A 17,091-nucleotide genomic window follows, 5' to 3' on the forward strand; every position below is an offset into this window, starting at 1 on the left:
AGCTTACTGCGCCGCCGCTGTTGTTGCGTAGAAAAAGGCATCAAAATTACGCAGCACAGGTTGGTTCGGCAGGTCAATGACGCGGTTCACGATGAAAGGAACTTCCTGTTCGGTCAAACCGCCATGGCTGCGCAGTGGCTCTTTGAGTGCCGCCAGATCATGGCGGTGCTCGGACGTACCAATGCAGATGTTTTCGCCGGAAACCATTACAATATCGCCAATCCTGTCGCCGGGTAGTTCGAACCGCTTAATCGCTTCGGCCTTGGTCAGGATATGGGTGATGCCGTTAGTGGCCTTGAGTTTTCTGATGATGTCACCCTGATCCGCGCCGTCAGGTAAATACGCGGTGGCGAAAGAACCGAGTGCACCATGATGCACAACATATGGGTCGGTGATCGGAAGTATGACCCGTGCTGCGTCCTTGCCCAACCATTCGTCCATCAGATCCTGCACATAAACCACTGAAGGCGATCCATCCGCCAAATGCTTCGGCTTCATGCCGTGATCAGCGGTCACTACGATGGCGGCCCCCAATTCATCCAACTCGCCCAGATAGCGGTCGAACATGGCATAGAAATCCAGTGCTCCCTTCTGATCGGGTGCAAACTTGTGCTGAATATAGTCGGTGGTCGACAAATACATGACGTCGGGCTTGAATTCTTTCAGCAGCTTGACGCCAGCGGCAAATACGAACTCGGACAGCTCGGCCGAATAGACTTCGGGAACGTCCATCCCCAGCCATTTGCTGGCATCATCAATGCCATGCTCGGCCATGGTAGTCTCACCCGATCGTTCCGATGAAAAGGCAACGGCGCGGCCCTCGTCAAATTTCAACCCGGAACCCAGCAGTGCACGAAGTTTGTCCTTGGCAGTAACCATCGCCACTCGGAAACCCGCGTCATAGAATTGGGAAAAGATGGTCGGCGCACGCAGAAAGCGCACATCATTCATCATCACCTCTTCGCCGCTGTCGGGATCAATGAGATAGTTGCCACAGATTCCATGCACAATTGGTGGACGCCCGGTGGCAATCGACAGATTATTAGGATTGGTGAATGACGGGATAACGGAATGGGCCAGCCGGTCTGTACCCTCTTCCCGAATACGTTTGAGGTTGGGCATCAGCCCTTTCGCAATCGCGACGTCGAGATATTCGGGCTCACATCCATCAAGGCAGATGGCAATTGCGGGCACCTTGGGCGTCGGATAGACACGCTCATTTGCTTCGACAGGAGTTTGGATGGTCATCTGTGTTTTCCTTGATAATTAGGCAGCCAACTTGGCGCGTTCTTCCAGTGCCTGGGGGGGCGGAGCAGCGCTCGTCACGCCCATTTCTTCCAAAGATTGTTTTGCTGCGTTCACGACCTGACGCATAACGTCTTCATCCATCTGACCGATACATCCGACGCGGAAACTGTCGACGACGGTCAGCTTGCCCGGGTAAATAATGAACCCCTTTTCTTTCATCAGGTTATAGAACTGGTCGAACACGAAATTCTTATCAGCCGGACAAAAAAAGGTAACGATGATCGGGCTCAGCCATCGATTATCAAGCAGTGTTTCGAAGCCCAGTCCACGCATCCCAGCGACGATAACATCCCGGTTGCGGGTATAGCGGGCGCCACGACCTGGAACGCCTCCTTCAGCGGCGTGGGACCTCAGCGCTTCGATGAAGGCTGCGACCACATGCGTCGGGGGAGTAAAGCGCCATTGACCAGTCTTGTTCATATGCGCCCATTGAGCATGCACATCCAACGAAAGAGAATGACTGTTGCCTTTTGCGGCTTCTAGTTCGTTTTTACGCGCTACAATGAACCCAAAACCCGGGACGCCCTCGATGCATTTGTTTGCCGAAGACACCATTGCCTCATACCGTATTTCGGTAGGCTTGAGCTCGATGGCCCCGAAGGCCGACATCGAGTCGATCAAAAGCTTGCGCCCGGCAGCATACGTGACCTCTGATATTTCCTCGACAGGATTTAAGATGCCCGAGCTGGTTTCACAGTGAATTGCAACCACATGGGTAATGTCAGGATCATCCGCGAGAATACGCGCAACTTCATCACCTCTTGGCGGTAAGTAATCGCCCTTGTCCAGCACAACATGTTCCCGGCCCAGATACTGCAACGTCTGGACCGAGCGTTGCCCGTAAGCACCGTTGGCCAACACCAGCGCCTTCCCTTCCCGTGGAATGAAAGACGCCAGCATCGCTTCGACCGAGAACGACCCACTGCCCTGCATTGGCACGCAATCAAACTCATTAGCGCCCTCACCAAGAAGATCCAGCAGGCTTGACCGAACTTCCTGTGTCATGGCGCGAAAGTCATCGTCCCAGCTTCCCCAATCCCTCAGCATGGCCTGTTTCACTGCATAGGACGTGGTCAATGGACCGGGTGTCAAAAGGTAAGGTTCACCAAGGCGCGGTTGCTCAATTTTTGGTTTGGATGGCGTCATTACCAAGCTCCAGAACAGCGTTTTCATGAACACAATTGCAGCAACGGCAGGTATATGTGAAATTGCAAATATCAATCTAATCATAAGCACAGCCTATGCGCCAACCCTTGGGACACAGAAATGCGACACAGCCAGCTCAAAGCCTTTCATTACGTGGCCAAACATGGCGGATTTTCCCGTGCGGCAGAGGCTCTTTTTCTGACCCAGCCTGCGATTTCCGAGCAGGTTCGAAAGCTGGAACAGGACCACGACCTGTTGCTGTTCCAGCGCGAACGGAAACGCGTAAACCTTACCCCTGAAGGCGAACAGCTTTACCGATATACAAAGCAATATTTTGAGATCGAGGATCAGATCGAGGACTATCTTTCCGAAACCAAGGCAGCGATCGATGGCGAACTAAGGATCATCGCCGATTCAGCCCATCACATGACGCCCTTCCTGGGTTCATTCCAAAAGAAATTCCCAAAGATCACGATCACCGTTCGCTCTGGCAATACAGAAGAAATCCTCGAAGAACTGCGATCGTACAACGCTGAAATTGGTGTTGTTGGAAGCTTGTCCCCCGGCAAGGACATGGACATACTGAATTTGGGGTCCACCGAAATCGTGGCTTTTGCAGCGCAGGGGGTCCTATTGGCGTCCAAGCCAACTCTGTCCTTGGAAGAGTTGGCCGATCTGCCTTTGGTTTTCCGGGAAGAAGGTTCCAAAACCCGCCAGAAATTGGAAGAAGAGGCGGCAAAGCATGGGATTATCTTACGTCCGGCGATTGTTGCAGAAGGCCGCGAAGCTGTCCGGGAACTGGTGGCATCTGGTGCCGGCATTGGATTTGTCTCTGAAGCCGAGTATGGCCATGATGATCGGCTTCGGCAGATTAGACTAAAAGATATCAAGCTTCAGATGGGAGAAAGTATGATCTCACTTTCTCAGCGCAGAGATGTGAAGATTATTCGGTCCTTTATGGAGTTCGCTCAAAACACATTTGAAGAAAGAGAAGCCCCCGCCAATGCTTTATTGGCGGGGATCTGACCTGTGACGCGGCAATTATCGGCTTCGCCAGGCCTGTGTGCGCTTCAGAATTCCTTTTGAAGCAATCAGGTGAACGATCCGGGCGGCCGCGTTGGTGTAAAATATCATCATCCCCATCGCTGCAGCGGGTGCGATATCTCCGGCATCATCCATATTCAGCACCGCGATAGAGGCCAGTGTGGTTTTGGGCGAGTAGAGGAACACTACCGCCGACACGGTCGTCATCGCATTGACAAACAGATAGATTGATATGTCCAGGACAGCTGGAAGACATACCGGAACCGTCACCCGTGCAAACAACTTCATCGTCGGTTGCTTAAGCGAAGATGATACTGACTCAAACTCTCTGTCCATCTGCTTGAGTGCTGTCACTGCCGTCAGATGTGACACGGTATAAAAGTGCGTCACCGTACAGATTACCAATATCGCCATTGTTCCATAGATGCCGTTCAGCGGATTGGACGGGTTATTGAAAAAGAAGATGTAGGATAGGCCCAGAACCATTCCCGGTATCGCCATAGGCAACATCGCAAACATCTGAAAGATCGCCCGGCCGGTTCTGAATCCGTTCGATTTTTCAACCAGATATGCACCAAAAAAAACAACAGAGGTACCGATCGCGGCCGTCAAAAGCGCCAGCTTGATCGAATTGACGTAAGAGCCCCAGCCGCCTCCATCCATCTTATTGAAATCGTAGTTCTTCAGGCTCAAGCTCAGGTCGTAAGGCCAGAACTTGATCAATGCCGCGAATTGGCAAACAGCCAGCAGCCCGACGATGAACAAGCCGATCAAACAACAATAGGCCAGAAAAATTCGATCTGTTTTTCGGTTTGGGGTTGGCTGGTAGGGAACTGACCGGGCCGACAACAGAGCAACCTGCTTAGATTGCACCATGCGGTCGATCGTAAAAGCCAGGATTGCCGGGATCACCAGAACGACCGATACAACAGCGCCCATCTCGAAATTTTGCTGGCCAATCACCTGTTTGTAGATGTCTACCGCGAGAACGTTGAACTGGCCGCCAATCACTTTGGGTAGGCCGAAATCAGTTATCACCAGGTTGAATACCACAAAGGCCGCTGAGATCAGGCCATAGCGGGCACCAGGAACGGTCACCGTCCAGAATGTGCGCCACGGGGTCGAACGCAGGCTAGCCGCAGCCTCGTACAGACGCGCATCCGAGATTGCGAGCGCCGTTGAAATTATCAGGAATGCGTGGGGGAAGGTAAAAAATACCGAGCCTATCACGATTCCGATCGGGCCATAGATACTGGCGCCGAACAGCAACTCTTTGATCATGCCCTGGTTGCCAAATAGATAAACCAGCGCAATACCGGGCAAGAGCGAAGGTACCAGGATCGGGGCCATCGCAATCAGACGAAACACACCCTTAAAGCGCATGCAGCTGCGGTTCAGCGCATAGGCAAACCAAAACGCCAGCGTTACCGTGACAATAGTGCTGAGCACAGAAATCCAAAGGGAGTTCTTGACTGAGTTGAACAGTGCCGGTGTCGAGAAATAGTTGACGAAATTGTCCAAACCTCGCGACTGGACCGGTCTCAACTGAACTCGACGGAACTCATTGGAATCAAGCGTGACCCAATCCGTACCGTCCTGCAGCGTAGATCCGACAAGAAACCTCCCGGTGTCACTCGTGTTGCGGATCTGGTACATAACCGGACTGCGGAAACTAAAATTGGGGAAAAGCGCTGTTACCGATAGGCGCCCGTCTGAGCCTGTCGCCAGATCAGTGTCTGAAAAAGCGCCGGTTTGTTCGTTTAGCGTTTCAGCCGACTGGATAGTCCCGTCGAAATTGCCTGACTCGTCACTGACCTGAAACTCGTATTGCGACAATTCCATCCGATAGGTTGAGAATGACTTGGAAAGCATCGTGTAAAGCGGCAGAACCAACGTCGCGACCAGATAGAGCGCGATCACGATCATGCTTCCGCGCATCAGGATGTCATCCCTGCTGAGCTTGGGTTTGATGTCAGGCCCGGCTGGAAGGGTGCCCGGGTTGGTTGAAATCTCGGTCATGATGTTGTCTCCGGAACATCAAAGGCCATCAACCGGTTTTCGGGCAGCTCGATCACCATGCTACGGCCCTCTTCCAATTCTAGGCGGCGCACGGCATTGATCGAAAAATCCGCGATCAGTTCCGAAGATCCAAATCGCTCGTTGCTTAAACGGCATCGCCAAAACGAACCGAGGAATTCCATTTCGTCGAGAGTAACCTCAATGCAGTTCCGATTGCCCCCGGTATCGAGATATCCTGCCTCGTGCGGAATGATATCTTCCGGTCGGATTGCTGCAATCGCCGGCATTCCGTCATTGAATGTGTGGCTGAGGCACGCAAAGGTTTTTTCGCCAACACTCAGTCGACCGCCTTTGGTTACCTGAGACTGGATCTGGTTCATTTCTCCGATAAAGTCCGCCACGAACAAGTTAGTTGGTTCGCGATAGATTTCCGTGGGTGATCCCACTTGCTCAATAACCCCATGGTTCATGACCACGATCCGATCCGCCATGGCCAGGGCTTCTTCCTGATCATGCGTAACCATAACAGTCGTCACGCCCAATTTGCGTTGTAGCTCTTTGATTTCGTGACGTAGATGGACGCGCACTTTTGCGTCCAGTGCCGAAAGCGGTTCATCCAACAATAGTAGACCGGGATTGGTCGCAATCGCGCGGGCCAACGCAATGCGCTGCTGCTGACCACCTGACAATTGCGCAGGATACTTTTTTCCCTGTTCTGGCAGACCCACCAAGTGAAGCAGTTCGCTGACTCGGAACGCGATATCCGACTTGCTGCGGCCCGTGTTTTCAAGGCCGAAGGCAATGTTCTTTTCAATCGTCAAATTTGGGAACAACGCATAGGATTGAAATACAATCCCAAAATCACGCTCGGACGGTGGCAAATTGGAGACGTCTTTGCCATCCTGCATAACCGTACCTTTGGTCTGCAAATCCAATCCTGCGATCGCCCGCAGAAGAGTGGTTTTACCGCAGCCGGAGGGGCCGAGGAAACAAATGAATTCGCCTTCGTTGATTTCAAGGGAGATGTCTTTGAGCGCCAGAAAGCTGCCGAACGCTTTCCACAAATTTTGGATGCTGAGATACAGTTCACCGGGTGGTGTTTTCTGAAGCACGGGAGAGGTCCTCACATCTGCACCTCGGGCGCGGCCAATTCTGGCCGGTCGGAACCGGGTGTGTAAGCTGCATTATTGGGAACAAGAGAACGGTGCGCAGGAGAGACACAAAAGCCCCTCCTGCCAATGAATTTACTTCGCTTCCGACTTTCCGTCATAGCGAGACTGCCATTCCTTCAGAATTGCCGCGCGATTGTTGGCGGCAAACTCAAAGTCATTGTCGATCATTGCATCCAGAAGACCCTCTGGGAAGTGCTCAACTGGCTTTGCAACACCTGGATAGGCCACGACTGCATATCCGGTATTGTACATTTCGTTGGCCTCTTTGGTGACCGTGAAATCGACCAGCTTCTGCGCGGCCTCGAGATTTGCGGTACCTGCAACAATTGCAGTTGCTTCCATGTCCCAACCCACGCCCTCAGAAGGCACGATGATCTCAAGAGGTGCGCCGTCCGCTTTGGACTTGGCACCACGGAACGCAAAGGACACGCCGATTGGAATTTCACCTGCGGCTGCCAGTTTGCAGGGTTTGGAACCTGAATGGGTGTATCTTGCGATATTATCGTGCAGTGCATCCATGTATTCCCAACCGCCGTCTTCGCCGAACATCTGAAGCCAGCTGGAAACATCGAGAAACCCTGTACCTGATGAATTCGGATTCGGCATGATCACCTGATCCTTATACATCGGGTCAGTCAGATCTTTCCAAGATGTCGGTGGTTTCAACCCCGCTTTTTCAGCCTCAACTGTATTATAGCAAACTGACGCTACCCATGCGTCCATTCCGACCCAAGCAGGTGGGTTGTCGCCATCGACAAACTTTACGTCCAGCTCTTCCACACCTGCCGGCGCATAAGGTTCAAGCATGCCTTCCGATTTGAGCAACAGCAGCGACGTGGCCGCCAGTCCCCACACAACGTCAGCCTGCGGATTGTCCCGTTCTGCCAGCAGTTTGGCAGTAATGATCCCGGTCGAGTCGCGGACCCAGTTGATTTTGATATCGGGATTACTTTGGTTAAATGTCTCAGCGTACCGGGCCAAGTCTTCCGCCTCGACGGCGGTATATACTGTCAATTCCGTTTCCGAAACTGCAGCCGTTGCCGTCAGCGCACCGACCGCCAAAGCTGCGAAATATGATGCTGTGTGTTTCATTGTGATCCTCTGTTGGTGATTATGTCAGGTTCGCCATTCTCGCGCGGCGTTCGAATTCACATTTGTGCATCGTCAGTTTGACAGATAAAAACTTCAAGAAAAATCGATTATACCTTCGATGTCATAAGCATAACCTATGGAACTGGATGCCACTGACCTAAAGACGACGGCGATGAAACTTGGCGTCGCAACCGCTGGTTTCAAAGGATTGTATTCGGGTGATTTGCATCCACTTAGTGCAGCCCGATCTTGACACCTCCGACACGAACCAGAGTCCGTGCAAATGTTGGATCTGCATTGATCATGCGGTGGTTCAGCATTTTGCGGGTCAGATCAAGCAGCGTTGGCATATTTTCGGGCCGTGTCGCGATGGATTCTGTTTCACCGTTTCCGCCCATGTCAAAAAGCACCTGCGGCAGCCCGGCACCAAATTCAATCAGGCGGTGCCTCTTCGTGCGCAGAATGCCCAGACCGGATTGCCTCGAGTTCAGGCCAAGTTCAGTCATCCACGGGGTCGGCTTCACCGGATTGCCAAAATCGAATTCGGAAAAGCTGTGGTCTGCGCCTTCCTTTTCAGTGTCATCCAGAATGCCAAGCAGGCTTCGTCCGTTCATCGACGAGGGGACTTCCGCGCCTACTCTTGCAAGAATGGTGGCAGGTATATCGATGGATTCCGTGAATCCAGAATGAACCTCACCGTGCATGTCAGGGCGTGCGGGATCACGCACAATCAGCGGGACGTGAAACGCGGCATCGTGGAACGTGCCTTTCCCCCAAAGACCAAAGTCACCCAACATCTCACCGTGATCAGAAGTGACGACCAGAATAGTATTGTCCCATTGGCCCGAACTCTTGAGCCAGCTGACCACGCGCCCGATATGATGATCAACTTCGGTTGCAAGCGCCAAATAGAGAGACCTCAATTGGGCGACGGTTTCCGCGCTGTTCTTTATATCAGGGAACCCGACAACCATGCTTGAGATCGGTTGCCGGTCTTGGGCCGGAGCTAAAAACGGATGCCAGTGCCGATCACCCAATGGATCTTGTGTTATACGCGGCGCGGGCATGTCTTGCCGGTCGTAGAGCTGATTGTAAGGCGCAGGTGCCACAAGCGGGGGATGCGGCCGGATATAGGTCAGCGCGGCAAACCATCCCTGCTCGATACTCTGCATCCTGGTCAGGAATTGATCCGTCAGGAACGCCGTATCGCTCAGCTCCGCCGGATAAAGCGCCGGATCCGTCATCGCCGGGCCAATTGGCTGATAGGTGTCGGGGTAAGGGGGCAGGTCTATCCCCCGCTGTGACAAATGCGAAAGCCAGGCGCTGACATCCGATTCCATCCGCATTCTTAGTTCTTCCTCAAAACCAGGAAGAAGTTCCTCGTAGCTTTGAAGTCGCGGGTCATCCGCAGGCAAAGCTCTGGGGTCACGAGTAATGTCAGTATAGCCAAACATTCGCGGAATATAGTTAGCCTGTCGCATTGCGTGCGCGAGGTTCGGAGTGTCATGCCGTAGCGGAGTGCCATTTCTGACGGCCCGGTGGTTGAATGCATATTGCCCCGTGAAAAGGGAAACCCGGCTGGGTCCGCAAGGCACCGTGACAGTAAAATGATTGGCAAAACTGACCGCGTTATCCTGCAACCGTCGCAGATTGGGCAGTTGCGCGACCCGACCCAAACCGTCCTGCCCCAGAAGATCATAGCGGAACTGATCAATGACGATCAGCAGGACATTTGGGCGGGCGTTGCCATCATCTGTTTGCAAATTTTTCCTCCTATCCCCTCATCGTGCCATTGCCAGAACCACAATCCCGATTGCCACGATGGTCGCAGCCAGAAGCCGGTTAGATTTTGGCCCTTCGCCAAACCACATGACGCCAATGATTGACGCAAAGATAACAGAACTTTCCCTGAGTGCGGACACTACCCCCAGAGGCGCAATCGTCTTGGCATAGAGCACAAGGCCATAGGCCAAACCAGAGATGACACCGCCCGCCAGACCTGCCCAGACATAACGTCTGGGCAGTGCCACCAAACGCCGCCATCGGGTTGTGAAGATAAACCCGGCGACAAATATCTCAGCAACAAATAGCACAGCGATATATCCCAGCGTATTCCCGGAAAGCCGGATCCCGATACCATCTACAATCGAATAAGACGCAATCATCACACCCGTACCAAACGCTGCCGCTACGGCAATCCAATTCGTGTGTCTGCCCAATCCGGCTAAGGAAAGGCAACCTATACCGACAGAGATACAGACGATACCGATCCATGCGACTGGTGGCAAAAACTCGCCCGCGAATAAAATTGCACCCACCGTGACTAGGATCGGCGTCATCCCGCGTGAGATGGGGTAAACCACCGACAGATCACCATGTTTGTAGGCGGTATTCAGAAACCAGTAATATCCCCAGTGGATCAGGGTCGAGCCGAAGACGAACGGGAAAGCCGCCCAAACCGGCAAACCGATGAACGGCAACGCAAACAGCGCCGGAATCGCATGGCCAAGCGCGACCAACCCCAGAACGATGGTTTTGTCTGGTGCCCCTTTGACAACTGCATTCCAAAGCGCGTGCAGAAATGCGGCAGTCAAAACGATGAGAAGCGCGTGAGTTGTCATTGGAACCTGACGAAAGGTCTTAAACGCCAGCGGCACATCAAGCTTCGAACTTCTGGGGGGTACATCAGGGCACATTCGCAGGCCGGAGTTCGCCCGTACCGTTGTTTGTGGTTATGCGAAAGCGTCGCGTAAGACCCAATCCCACGGCACAATGCCACCTCGGGCAGCGTCAGATTGGTGAACCCGACAATCGCACCGATCAGTTCCAATCGTTCCTCCAGAGAGTGGGCCTTTAGTGCAAGTCCTGTCGTTGCCACGAATTTCCTTTCAAGCTAGCGAATCGAGGTTCCAGCTTCCCGAGCAGCACACTTTATCTGAAGGGGCTCTTCAAGGACTTCTGTTGCGAAGTTTAACTAGCCGAAGGGTTTTGTTGCATTCTTTGGAGAACGATGACCAGATTGAGCGATTGCGGTGGATCTAGTTGTTCTATCGCAAACTTCGTCCCTACCTGTCAGGTCGAGTGCATTTCTGGAAGCGCGCACTCGAACATGACAAGAGCAGACCGTGACGGTCTCATTTTAGGACGCGCACTTTCCAAAGGATGTTATCTTACACGCGGTCTTCTTTTATCTGTACTACGGTGTCTCCTACCGGGATCTGGAAGAAATCATGGCGGAACATGGCGTTAATCTGGATCATGCAACTCTGAGCCGCTGGGTCAGTCGATATGCCGGCCTCATTGCGGAAGCAGCGCGGTATAGTAAGCGTCCCGCAGACCGTTCGTGGCGAATGGATGAAACCTATGTGCGGGTCAAAGGCAAATGGGTTTATCTTTACCGAGCGATCGACAAACACGGCAAGACCTTGGACCTCATGCTATTTAAGGGCTGGGATAAAGTTGCGGCGACCAAGGTTTTCGTCTGCGCGTTTGAGGTGAACGGATTACAGCGCAAGATCGTCATCGACAAATGCGGCGCCAACACCGATGGCATCAAGGCCATAAACAAGATGTTGGAAGGTATTGGCTGCTCAATCCCGATCGAGATAGTCAGGCGGAAGTACCTCAATAACATCGTTGAACAGGATCACCGTTTCATCAAACGAAGGACCAGACTCATGCTGGGCTTCAAATCTTTCGCTTCAGCTGCCTCTGTCCTGGCTGGCATAGAGCTGGTCAACATGATCCGCAGGGGTCAATTCACGCCCGGATTCCGACCGATTCAGCAGTTCGCCCAACTGGCAGGATAGTCAGCCCGCCGGCCCCTTCTATCCGGCTCTCAACGGAACTTACAACAGAACCATCCAAAAGGGCCCGCAGTTAGAAGCGCTGCAACCAGAAGCCGGACACACGTAGGAACTCGAACGCATTTCCCAAATTCATCACAAGATTCTGCTTGCGTTCCCGGAGGAGTCCACACATGCACGCTCGGTCCAGTTGGGCCTATATAGCGCAATCCCTGGTCATTGTGGTATATTACGAAACAATCTCCTTGAACCCGACAGAGCCGGAACTACCATAGAGAACCATAATTTCGCCGCGATTTGCAGGCAATTGTCGCCGGTGGATTTGAGAGTCGAATCGAGAAAATGAAACTTATTGTTCAGATACCAGCGCTCAATGAGCAGGAAACGATCGCGCAGACAATCAGTGAAATTCCGAGGTCCATTCCCGGGGTCGGTACAGTTGAAGTTCTTGTGATCGACGATGGTTCTACTGATCAGACAGTCGCTACCGCGTGGCAGGCAGGAGCTGATCACGTTGTGCGGATGAGCAGCCATGTGGGGCTGGCTCGTGCTTTCTCGTTGGGTATTGAAAAGGCGCTGTCCCTAGGTGCCGACGTGATTGTGAATACCGATGCCGACAACCAATACTGCGCCGCTGACATTCCGGCCCTGATCGCTCCTATTCAGGAACGCCAGGCGCAAATAGTAATTGGTGCTCGGCCGATTTCGCAGATCGAGACGTTTTCGCCGGTCAAAAAGGCCCTGCAGCGGCTTGGAAGTTGGGTTGTCCGTCTCGCCAGCGGCACCGAGATACTTGATGCGCCAAGTGGTTTCCGGGCCTATTCCCGGGAAGCGGCCGCGCGCCTTTGCGTCGTGAATACATATACATACACCATAGAGACCATCATTCAGGCGGGCCGTAACAAGATTCCGATGACTTCTGTCCCGGTCCGCGTCAATACTGTCACCCGCCCATCGCGCCTGTTCAAAGGGATAACGGAATATGTGATGCGTTCGGCGCGTACGATATTGCGGGTCTTCGTGATCTATGCGCCCCTGCGGTTCTTTTTGACCCTGACGGCGATATTCGCGCTGCCGGGTTTTTTTGGCGTAGCGCGCTTTGTCATGTTCTACATGACCGATGGCGGTGCGGGCCACGTGCAATCTTTGGTGCTATCAGGTGTTTTGCTTGCGATGGCCACAATCATGTTTGCGGTGGGAATTCTGGCCGATCTGATCGCCGCCAACCGAAATTTACTGGAAGACATAAGAGCGCGCGATCTGCTGCGCGCGCCGCATAAACCGGCAGATGTGATGCGTTTTCAGGCCGTTGACTCCGCAGAAAATGGCTAAAGCTCTGACCGGCCACCTCGTTACCGAAAGGTCGCGTCCAAGCGACGATTTTCGGGTGGAATGGCTGTTTGCAGCAGCCGCATTTGGGCTGTTCGCAGTGCTGGCCTATACGCAAAACGTCAACTGGGACGAGTTTTATTTCCTCTCACGCGTGCACGCTTTTCTCGACGGACGACTAGACCGGCCTTTGCAAACCTTTTTCGTGCACGGGTTTACGTGGCTCGACAAAGTCCCCGGTCATGAAATGACGCAGATTTTCGCCGCGCGCCTCGTCATGATCGGGTTCCTGGCTGTTACCTGCTTTTCAATTCATCGGATCGCCCGAGAATTCACTAACAGACGTAGTGCCGGGATTGCGGTTCTGGCCTTCCTGACCTCGGCCTATGTGCTGCCGCATGGGACCAGTTTTCGGGCCGACCCGATCGCTACAGCGTTTCTGACGTCGTCCATCGCCATCATTTTGACCACCCGCATGGCGGGGTTCCAGATCATATTGGTCGCCGCACTCAGCGCATTGGCGCTTCTCGTGACGATTAAGTCGGTGTTGTATCTACCGGCCTTTTTCGCCGCTCTTTTATGGAGGATTGAAGATCGCGGCGTCGCCCTGCGAGTTGTGGGCACCGGCCTGCTGTCTGCAGGTTTGAGCCTACTGCTGTATCAGTGGCATTCGTCCACCATGGCAATTGCCGAGGGAATGGACACCGCGACAAACGCCAAATCCGCATTAAGCACCACCATTCTCAAAAGTGGGCTGTTTCCGCGTTCGTTGGAACTGTTGAACTGGATTCTGTTCAGCCTTGCACAAGTCGCGCTTGCGATTTGGGGACTAACAGCCAAACGGGGAAGAAAATGCATCATTGTTCTTCTGTTGTTTGCGACGCCGTTTCTGTCGGTTGTATTCTACCGCAATGCTTACCCATATTTCTTTCCGTTTGCGACGCCATTACTGATGATCGCGGTCGCTGTTGGTGTCCAACGTATAACCCGGCCAAAGGTATTGTACCGTCTGCTCGCGGTCATGGTCATCAGTGCTGGCGCGCAACTCTGTCTGTATCTGCCCAAGGGCACACAAACTCAGCGTGCCACAATTGCCGAAGTTCATCGTCTGTTTGATCAGCCGGTACCCTACATAGACCACAGCAATATGATGGCTTCTTTCCCCAAAGCGGGCTTCTTCATGTCCAGCTGGGGGATCACGCGATACAGATCCGCTATGCAACCCGTGTTCGCGGACATCATTGAACGGGTCAGGCCACCGCTGCTGATCGCAAGCAAAGGCGCACTTGTGCGGACAATGGAATCGCCAGTATCAATAGCCGGAACCCTAGTTTTGCTACCCGAGGATCAAGAGGTGTTGCGGCGTTCCTATGTGCATTATGCCGGAGCAATCTGGCTGGCGGGTCAGGAGACAACATTGACCGACGACGTGGTTGCTCTGACCGTCCCATTTCCGGGGCGGTACAGGGTCGAAACCGAGCACCCGGTGAAAGTCAACAACCGCGTTGTGTCCAACGGTATTGTCCTTGACGTTGATGCAGCCCCGCTGGAACTGACAGGAAAGCCCGGAACAGCTGTCAGACTGATTTGGGATACTGGTATCGCACCGATTGCGCCACATAGCCTCGGCCGCGATATTTATGTCGGTTTTCCGATGGTTTCGCTATGATCTTCAGTAAGACCCTTGTTTTGGCCCCGAAGCGGGCTGGGCATGATCATCGCCGGATAACGCGCCTTATTGCCAGCTGCGGCACATGATGAAGTCCGAATGCGCGGCGCACGCCCTGAAGGGCGACAAACTTAGTTTGCAGCGGTCATGAATGTTCTTTTCCTAACTTCAACTTTTCCGCGGTTCGCAGGTGACCAACAAGCACCGTTTGTGCTGGAACAGGCACGGGCCTGGCGGGCCAAGCGTCCGCTGGATAAACTCTTTGTTCTGGCACCGCATGACGCGGGAGCAGAGCGGCGGGAAACGCTGGATGGAATTGAAATCCGGCGTTTTCGCTACATGCCATCAGACAAACAGCAAACGCTTGCTTATCCCGCGATCCTGCCGAACATCCGCCAGAACCCGTGGCGCATTTTTCAGGTCCTGCCGTTTCTGTGGGCCCAGTATGCAGCCGCAAAATCCATCGCGCGCGAGACAGAGATTGATCTAGTCTATGCACATTGGGTGATGCCGCAGGGGCTTGTGGCGCTTGCGCTCGATCGGTTTTGCCGTTTGCCTTATGTTCTTCAGAACCATTCGTCCGATCTGTCGGTGTTTACGAAATTCGGGCTACCGGGTCGGCACATGGCGCGCGCGGTGCTGCAGCGAGCGGGTATCTTTTTCTGCGTAAATTCCGAACAGAAGACATTTGCAGAGTCACTACTGCCCGACATCAGATGTCATGTTTTGCCCATGGGCGTCTCGCTTGATCTGGCGCGCGCCGTGAAAGACCAATCGCTGCAGGATGCAAAATATGCAGTCGCCACGATATCGCGGCTATCGAAAAAGAAAGGGATTCAACACCTGATTGATGCCGCTGAGGTTTTGGCGAAGAACGGTCAAGTATTCCCACTCGGTATTGCTGGCGATGGCGAAGATGCCGAAGAACTCAGGACCCGGCCAACCCACGCGGACGTCCACTTCACCGGTTTTCTCTCAGGCACGGAGAAAGCCGAATTCTTCGGTCATAGCTTTGCAATGGCCTTCCCGTCCGTCAATGCAGCCGGGGACGTAGAGGGCATGCCAGTTGCGCTGCTCGAGGCGCTGACTTCGGGCAAACCCACGATCGCCTCTAAAGCCACGAACATCGAACTTCTGCCCGAATGGCCGGAGATCCGAGAGGATGTAGAGTTGCTGGAGGATCCTTCGGACACAATGGCCTTCGCGCAGGCCATTGAACGGACCCTTAACCTGACGCCGACTCAGGCGCAGGCCCGATCAGAACGGCTGCGGCGCGCGATGGGGGGTGTCACCTGGGATCGCCTGATCGAAAAGTATCTGCGCGTGATAGACAACTTTAGCTCGGGGCGGTAAGCCGCGCCTTGAGGTCTGCCACCATGTCGGCATACTGTGCATTGAGGCTATCTGAGGCAGCTTTGATCCGATCCCAGAACGGCGCTGGATCTTCGGAGAGCTGCCTGACCTGCCGAAGAACAAGATTCGGATCGAAGTTGCGCGCATCATGGACATATTCCGCGATCCCGAGGTCTTCATACGCGCCCCACCCCTTTCTTTCGTAGGAAAGATGTATCGCTGGCCAACCCGCCAAGAGCGCAGCAATAGCTCCGTGAAGCCTGACCGACACGACGACGCCGGGCGTTCCATCCTGCAAAATCTTGCTAAAACTGCCGTCATCGCCTTGTCCCAGTCGATGATAGAACGCAGCGTCACTTCGCGGGCCGGGAACGTCGGCCTGTACCGCCCATATCGGGTTCTCTAACCCCTCAGCCAACTGGTTCAGCCGGGCTAGATACTTTCCGGCACGCGGCAAGGCGCGTGCGACCAGCACTGGTCGGCCAATCGGGTTTTCCGGGCGGATGTTCTGAGTTTTCCGGGCAAGTTTCATGACCGCCAGATCACCTGCGCGGCGGACATTACTCAGGTCGCTAAGCTCAGAGAATGTAGTGTCGTCGCGCACGTAGAGACGATCAACTGCAGCTAACCTCTTGCGCATCATCGCGCCCACTGGTCCATGCGCAGGCCCGATACTTTGTGGCAGATATACGGTTGGCACTGCCGCGCGCGCGGCAGTGGATAGTTGTACCATGTGATTAAAAAGAACGCCCGATTGTCGGACAGCACTGTCCGCAACAAGATAGCCGCCACCGACGGCGATCATCCCATTGGCCTGCCGCGCCAGTTTCCCCACCTTGCCCGCACGCCCTGCCGACAAAGTGTCAATGATTAGTTCCAGACCGGCCTGCGCCAGCCGCGGCGACAGACGTCCGAATGGCTCACCCGGGGCGGTATGGATCGTCACCGGGTCATCAAAGCTTTCGGGATCAAGTGCCAGAATGGCACAGTCACTGGCGGCAATTCCCGCGTCTTCCAGCGCCTCCAATGTCAGATCGACAAGCAGCCCGTCCCCGGAATTTCTGCGGCTGAACGTGTGCAGAATTAGATACATCTTGAATCCGCCTGATCTTTTGCAGTGGAAGTTCGGCGGACGATCAGAGTAGAAGTCACG

At 53.8% G+C, this 17,091-nt stretch carries 12 protein-coding genes and 1 pseudogene; 5 read left to right on the forward strand and 8 right to left on the reverse strand.

What is annotated here, in order from left to right; genetic code table 11:
* Positions 1-3: 3 nt before the first annotated feature.
* Positions 4-1,248 carry a phosphonoacetate hydrolase gene (gene phnA, locus Q1B46_RS17020; RefSeq protein WP_299949825.1) on the reverse strand — a complete coding sequence of 415 codons (1,245 nt, stop codon included), beginning with the start codon at positions 1,246-1,248 and terminating at the stop codon, positions 4-6.
* 18 nt (positions 1,249-1,266) lie between these two features.
* The gene (locus Q1B46_RS17025) at positions 1,267-2,454 is read right to left on the reverse strand and encodes a 2-aminoethylphosphonate--pyruvate transaminase (RefSeq protein WP_299949827.1); all 1,188 of its coding nucleotides are present in this window, start codon (positions 2,452-2,454) and stop codon (positions 1,267-1,269) included.
* A gap of 120 nt (positions 2,455-2,574) precedes the next feature.
* Here Q1B46_RS17025 and Q1B46_RS17030 point away from each other — a divergent pair, with 120 nt between their 5' ends.
* Positions 2,575-3,480 carry a LysR substrate-binding domain-containing protein gene (locus Q1B46_RS17030; RefSeq protein WP_299949829.1) on the forward strand — a complete coding sequence of 302 codons (906 nt, stop codon included), beginning with the start codon at positions 2,575-2,577 and terminating at the stop codon, positions 3,478-3,480.
* Positions 3,481-3,495: 15 nt separating this feature from the next.
* On the opposite strand, the gene Q1B46_RS17035 is transcribed toward Q1B46_RS17030, so the two are convergent.
* The 5 genes from Q1B46_RS17035 to Q1B46_RS17055 form a co-directional block, all read right to left on the reverse strand.
* On the reverse strand, positions 3,496-5,517 hold the full coding sequence (locus Q1B46_RS17035; protein ID WP_299949830.1) for a putative 2-aminoethylphosphonate ABC transporter permease subunit: 2,022 nt from the start codon (positions 5,515-5,517) through the stop codon (positions 3,496-3,498).
* A complete protein-coding gene (locus Q1B46_RS17040; RefSeq protein ID WP_299949832.1) occupies positions 5,514-6,629 on the reverse strand; it encodes a putative 2-aminoethylphosphonate ABC transporter ATP-binding protein in 1,116 nt (371 codons plus the stop codon). Before Q1B46_RS17040 ends, Q1B46_RS17035 begins: the two co-directional genes overlap by 4 nt.
* A gap of 132 nt (positions 6,630-6,761) precedes the next feature.
* Positions 6,762-7,781, reverse strand: coding sequence for a putative 2-aminoethylphosphonate ABC transporter substrate-binding protein (locus Q1B46_RS17045; RefSeq protein WP_299949834.1), 1,020 nt, complete (start codon positions 7,779-7,781; stop codon positions 6,762-6,764).
* Positions 7,782-8,014: 233 nt separating this feature from the next.
* Positions 8,015-9,544, reverse strand: a complete 1,530-nt coding sequence (locus Q1B46_RS17050) for a sulfatase-like hydrolase/transferase (protein ID WP_299949836.1) — start codon at positions 9,542-9,544, stop codon at positions 8,015-8,017.
* A gap of 18 nt (positions 9,545-9,562) precedes the next feature.
* Positions 9,563-10,402, reverse strand: a complete 840-nt coding sequence (locus Q1B46_RS17055; protein WP_299949838.1) for an EamA family transporter — start codon at positions 10,400-10,402, stop codon at positions 9,563-9,565.
* Positions 10,403-10,906: 504 nt separating this feature from the next.
* On the opposite strand from Q1B46_RS17055, the pseudogene Q1B46_RS17060 reads away from it, so the two are divergent.
* The 4 genes and pseudogenes from Q1B46_RS17060 to Q1B46_RS17075 all read left to right on the forward strand — a co-directional run bounded on the left by Q1B46_RS17060 (position 10,907) and on the right by Q1B46_RS17075 (position 15,938).
* Positions 10,907-11,590 (forward strand): annotated as a pseudogene (locus tag Q1B46_RS17060) (IS6 family transposase).
* A 339-nt stretch (positions 11,591-11,929) separates the two neighbouring features.
* Positions 11,930-12,919 carry a glycosyltransferase family 2 protein gene (locus Q1B46_RS17065; RefSeq protein WP_299949840.1) on the forward strand — a complete coding sequence of 330 codons (990 nt, stop codon included), beginning with the start codon at positions 11,930-11,932 and terminating at the stop codon, positions 12,917-12,919.
* Positions 12,912-14,585, forward strand: a complete 1,674-nt coding sequence (locus Q1B46_RS17070; RefSeq protein ID WP_299949842.1) for a hypothetical protein — start codon at positions 12,912-12,914, stop codon at positions 14,583-14,585. Before Q1B46_RS17065 ends, Q1B46_RS17070 begins: the two co-directional genes overlap by 8 nt.
* 147 nt (positions 14,586-14,732) lie before the next feature.
* On the forward strand, positions 14,733-15,938 hold the full coding sequence (locus Q1B46_RS17075) for a glycosyltransferase (RefSeq protein WP_299949844.1): 1,206 nt from the start codon (positions 14,733-14,735) through the stop codon (positions 15,936-15,938).
* Here the strand turns inward: Q1B46_RS17075 and Q1B46_RS17080 are convergent.
* Positions 15,922-17,031 (reverse strand): polysaccharide pyruvyl transferase family protein, encoded by a 1,110-nt coding sequence (locus Q1B46_RS17080; protein ID WP_299949846.1) that lies wholly within the window; start codon positions 17,029-17,031, stop codon positions 15,922-15,924. The two genes, Q1B46_RS17075 and Q1B46_RS17080, sit on opposite strands and share 17 nt — an antisense overlap.
* Positions 17,032-17,091: the final 60 nt, after the last annotated feature.

It is taken from the genome of uncultured Ruegeria sp. (assembly GCF_947500045.1).
In the GTDB taxonomy this organism is placed as follows: Bacteria; Pseudomonadota; Alphaproteobacteria; order Rhodobacterales; family Rhodobacteraceae; genus Ruegeria.

Excerpts from the sequence above, each read along its gene's own strand:
- Q1B46_RS17025 (WP_299949827.1), bottom strand. The coding sequence starts at position 2,454 with ATGACGCCATCCAAACCAAAAATTGAGCAACCGCGCCTTGGTGAACCT.
- Q1B46_RS17055 (WP_299949838.1), bottom strand. The coding sequence starts at position 10,402 with ATGACAACTCACGCGCTTCTCATCGTTTTGACTGCCGCATTTCTGCAC.
- Q1B46_RS17080 (WP_299949846.1), bottom strand. The coding sequence starts at position 17,031 with ATGTATCTAATTCTGCACACGTTCAGCCGCAGAAATTCCGGGGACGGG.
- Q1B46_RS17045 (WP_299949834.1), bottom strand. The coding sequence starts at position 7,781 with ATGAAACACACAGCATCATATTTCGCAGCTTTGGCGGTCGGTGCGCTG.
- Q1B46_RS17070 (WP_299949842.1), top strand. The coding sequence starts at position 12,912 with ATGGCTAAAGCTCTGACCGGCCACCTCGTTACCGAAAGGTCGCGTCCA.
- Q1B46_RS17075 (WP_299949844.1), top strand. The coding sequence starts at position 14,733 with ATGAATGTTCTTTTCCTAACTTCAACTTTTCCGCGGTTCGCAGGTGAC.
- Q1B46_RS17030 (WP_299949829.1), top strand. The coding sequence starts at position 2,575 with ATGCGACACAGCCAGCTCAAAGCCTTTCATTACGTGGCCAAACATGGC.
- Q1B46_RS17035 (WP_299949830.1), bottom strand. The coding sequence starts at position 5,517 with ATGACCGAGATTTCAACCAACCCGGGCACCCTTCCAGCCGGGCCTGAC.
- Q1B46_RS17065 (WP_299949840.1), top strand. The coding sequence starts at position 11,930 with ATGAAACTTATTGTTCAGATACCAGCGCTCAATGAGCAGGAAACGATC.
- phnA (WP_299949825.1), bottom strand. The coding sequence starts at position 1,248 with ATGACCATCCAAACTCCTGTCGAAGCAAATGAGCGTGTCTATCCGACG.